The 4,229-nt window shown below is 75.9% G+C and carries 2 protein-coding genes; both read right to left on the bottom strand.

Annotated elements, in window-relative coordinates:
* On the bottom strand, positions 1-1,598 hold a 1,598-nt coding region (locus FGF04_RS38235; protein WP_235882727.1), incomplete at its 3' end, for a polyketide synthase.
* The coding region (locus FGF04_RS38230) for an SDR family NAD(P)-dependent oxidoreductase (protein WP_149515990.1) at positions 1,595-4,229 on the bottom strand (2,635 nt) is incomplete at its 5' end. The genes FGF04_RS38235 and FGF04_RS38230, both read right to left, overlap by 4 nt.

The following is a 4,229-nucleotide window of genomic DNA, read 5'->3' as shown; positions in this document are numbered from 1 at the left end:
GCGTCGGGGTGGGCGGCGGCCCAGTCGGCGAGCCGGCGCACGAGGTCGCGCAGGGCGTCGGGTCCGGCCGCCGACAGCGGCAGCACCTGGGCCCGGCGCCGCACCCGCGGGACGGCGCCGTCGCGTTCCGAGGCGGCGTCGTCGCCTTCCGGGACGGCGTCGTCGCGTTCCGGAGCGGCACCGTAGTGCTCCGGGCCGGCACCGTCGTGCTCCGGGGCGGCGGTCCGTGCGTCCTGCAGCACCACATGGGCGTTGGTGCCGCTGAAGCCGAAGGAGCTCACGCCCGCGATCCGGCCGCGCCCGTCCGCCGGCCAGGGCAGCGGCCGGTCGGGAAGGACCACCGGCAGATCCTCCACGCCCAGCCGCGGGTTGGGTTCCTTCAGGTGGAGGTTGCCCGGGATCCGGCCGCGCCGCAGTACCTGCACGGTCTTGATCAGCCCCGCGACCCCGGCGGCCGGTTCCAGGTGCCCGACGGCGGACTTCAGCGCGCCGAGGACCAGCGGACGGGACGCGGGCCGGTCCCGGCAGAGGACGTCGGCGGCGGCGCGGACCTCGATCGGATCGCCGAGCGGCGTCCCGGTGCCGTGCGTCTCCAGGTACCCCATCTCGTGCGGATCGGCGCCGGCGTCCCGCAGCGCCTCGCGCAGCAGCTCCCGCTGCGCGCGTTCGCTGGGCACGGTCACTCCGCCGGCCCTGCCGTCGTGGTTGACGGCGGAACCGCGGACGACCGCCAGCACGGGAGCCCGGGCCGCGCGGGCGTCGGACAGCCGCATGAGGGCGACGAGGCCGCAGCCCTCGGCCCGGACGTAGCCGTCGGCGGCGGCGTCGAAGGTCCGGCACCGTCCGGTGGGTGACAGCGCGCCCATCTTGCACAGGGCGACGTACGGATCGGGTGCGAGCAGCAGGTTGACCCCGCCGGCCAGCGCGGCGTCGCACTCGCCCAGCCGCAGGCTCCGTACCGCCAGATGGATGGCCACCAGCGACGACGAGCACGCGGTGTCGACGACGAGGGCCGGTCCGCGCAGCCCCAGCGTGTGGGCGATGCGCCCGGCGGCGACGCTCGGGGCGGCGCCGGTGGCGGTGAACGGTCCGACCGTCTCGGGCGGGACGGGCACCCGGGAGTGGTCGGAGCCCGACATGCCGACGAAGACGCCGACCTTCCGGGAGTCCGGCCGCTCCGTGAGGAGTCCGCCGCTCTCCAGCGCCTCCCAGCCGGTCTCCAGGAGCAGCCGGTGCTGCGGGTCCATCTGGGCCGCCTCCTGCGCCGGGATGCCGAACACCCCCGCGTCGAAGGCGTCGACGTCCTCGGTCAGGAATCCGCCGCTGGTGGTGTACATCCGGCCCGGGGCCCGCGGGTCGGCGCTGTGGTAGAGCTCCGCCGGCCATCGGTCGGCCGGGGCCTCGGTGACCGCGTCACGGCCCTGGTCCAGCAGGTCCCAGAGCCGTTCCGGCGAGTCGGCGCCGCCGGGCAGGCGGCAGGCCGTGCCCACCACGGCGATCGGCTCGCGCACGGCCGAGCGCTCCCGCGCGAGTTCGGCGCGGAGAGTGCGGATGGCCGTCAGGGACCGTTCCAGCAGGCCGTCCTGGTCCGGCGTCACAGCCCCAGCTCCTTCAGCTCTTCGGCCAGCGCGTCCCGCAGCCCGTCTCGCAGCTCGTTCCGCGGCCCGTCCTCAGGGGCCCGCCGCGTGGCGGCCGGTGCGGCGCGCTCCCGGGCCGCCGGTGCGGTGTGCTCCCGGGCGTCCAGGATCGGCAGCGTCCGGGCGAGCTTCCCGAGGTCCGCGCGCAGTACGCCGAACTCCGGTGCACCGGTGACGAGGGAGAGGTCGAACGCCTCGGCGGCCAGGTCCGTGTCCACCGGGGCGAGGCCGTGGCGGCGCAGCAGGTACCCCTCGGTCGCCGCGTCGACCCGCATCCCGCCGTCCCGCATGTAGGGCCAGATCAGGGTGACACTGCGGCCGTTGCGCTCGCCGCGGGCGCGCAGTTCCTCACGCCGGCGGGCGAAGGCAGTGAGGAAGGCGCTGGCGTAGCCGTAGTCGCTCTGGCCGGCGTTGCCGGTGAGGGACGTGAGGGAGGAGAACGACACGAAGAACCGCAGCGGGTCGTCCCGGGTGAGCGCGTCCAGGTGGACGGCGCCGGCCAGCTTCCCCGACAGGACCTCGTCCACGTCGTGCGGGGTCTTGTTGGACAGCAGCGCGTCCTGGATGCGGCCCGCGGCGTGGACGATCCCGTCGAGTCCGCCGTACCGGCTCCGCACGTGCTCCAGCAGGCGGTGTACGTCGTCCTCACGGCCCACGTCCGCGACGACGTGTTCGACGGTGGCGCCGGTCTCCGCGATCAGGTCGACGGCCTTCCGCTGCTCGGCGTCCGGCGCCGAGCGGCCGACGAGCACCAGGCTGCAGCGGGGGGCGTGCCGGGCCAGATGCCCGGCGAACGCCAGCCCCAGTGCCCCGATGCCGCCGGTGACGAGGAACGTGCCGCCCGGGGCCCACGCGGGAGGCTGCCGCTCCCCCGTGGGCGGGGAGAGCCGCCGCATCCGGCGGACGAGACGCCCGTGCGGCCCGTAGCGGACCTCGGACGGCGGATCCACGACGCCGAGTTCCGCGCCGCACGCCTCGATCACCCGCGCCGCGCCGGGACCTGCGTCCGCCGTCTCCCCGGCGACGGCCAGGGACTGGCAGACCAGCCGGGGGTTCTCGTGCCGCACGCAGCGGTCCAACCCGCCGAACGCCTCCGCCAGCGGATGCGGCCCCTCGTCCGCGCAGTGCGCGTCCACCACCAGCAGACGCACCGGGCCGGGCCGTGCGGCGAGCTGCCTGACCAGCGGGAACACCGAGCGGACACCGGCGTCGAGAAGTGCGTCGAGGTCCGGGTCCGCCGTACCGGTGCCGCGCGCCCAGCAGTGGACGAAGACCCCGGGCACGCCGGTGGGCCCGGCCTCCAGGTCCTTCAGCAGCCGGGCGAAGTCCTGCTCGTGACCCGGCCGTACGGTGTAGTGGTCGTCGCCGGTCCGTTCGTACTCCTTGCCCGGCCGCACCAGTACCACCGGGATGTCGTCCGGGGTCAGGTCGCGCACCCGGCGGGCCAGCTCCCCGGCGAGCGTCCCGTCCGTGTCGAGGACCACCGCTCCCGACGACCAGACGCCGGGACCACCGGCCAGGTCGGATTCCAGGACCGATTCCGATTCCGATTCCGGGTCCGGGTTCGGGTCCGGGTCCGGGAGAGGGGCGGCCTCCCAGGTCCCCTCGTAGAACACCTCCTCGAACCGCGGCTCCGGGATGCCGGCGGCCCCGGCGTGCCCGGAGGGCCCCGCGCCGGCGGGGGTGTCCGGGCCGATTTCCTCCAGCAGGTGGCGGGCCAGCTCCGTGACGGTCGGGTGGTCGAACGTGACGGTCGCGTACATCGGCACGCCGAGTTCCTCCTCGATCCGGGTACCGAGCCGGACGGCGAAGACCGACTCCAGGCCGAGTTCGACGAAGCCGCGGTCGGGGTCGGGCAGGACGTCCGGCGGGTACTGGAGCAGTTCCCCCAGCTCCGCCCGGAGCCGCTGCACGAGGAAGGAGTGCCGCTCGCTCTCCGGCAGGGCGGCCAGGGCCGCGCGCAGACCGGCGTCCGGGCCGCCGCCGGAACGCCCCGCCGCCGGGGTGTCCGGTCCGACGTCGTCGAGCCAGTAGCGTGCGCGGCCGAACGGGTACAACGGGGCGGGCGTCCGGCGCGGACTCTCGTCCGCCGTGTACAGCTCCTGCCACGCCCAGGAAGTGCCCTCCACCCACGCGCGGGCGATGGTGTCCCACTCCCCGCGCCGCGCGAGATCCGCCAGCTCGCCGGGGGCCGCCGCCGGCAGGGGCCGGCGCGGTGCGACACCCGTGTGCACGGGCTTCCGGCCCGCCGTGCCGCCCTCCGCACGGGCGTCCGGGCGGGCGTCCGGGCCGGCGTCCAGGTGGGCGTCCAGGGCGCGGACCGCCTCGTCCCGGTCTCCGGCGGTGAACGCCAGCCGGTGGGACAGGGCGCTCCGTCCGCACTGCAGGGTGTAGGCCAGGTCGAGCAGGGTGCCGGCGTCCCCGGCATCCCCAGCGCCCTCGTCGGAGGCGTTCATACCGTCCTCGAAGGCGTCCGCGCCGTCCTGCGGAGCGTTCGCGCCGTCGGCCAGGAACGCCCGCAGGCGTACGGCGTACCGCCGCAGTGCGGCCTCGTCGTCGGCCGACAGTACGAGGATCCGGGGGCGGCGGCCG

This window comes from Streptomyces apricus (assembly GCF_008369065.1).
Taxonomy (GTDB): Bacteria; Actinomycetota; Actinomycetes; order Streptomycetales; family Streptomycetaceae; genus Streptomyces; species Streptomyces apricus.
This window is presented reverse-complemented; position numbering and strand designations above follow the sequence as displayed.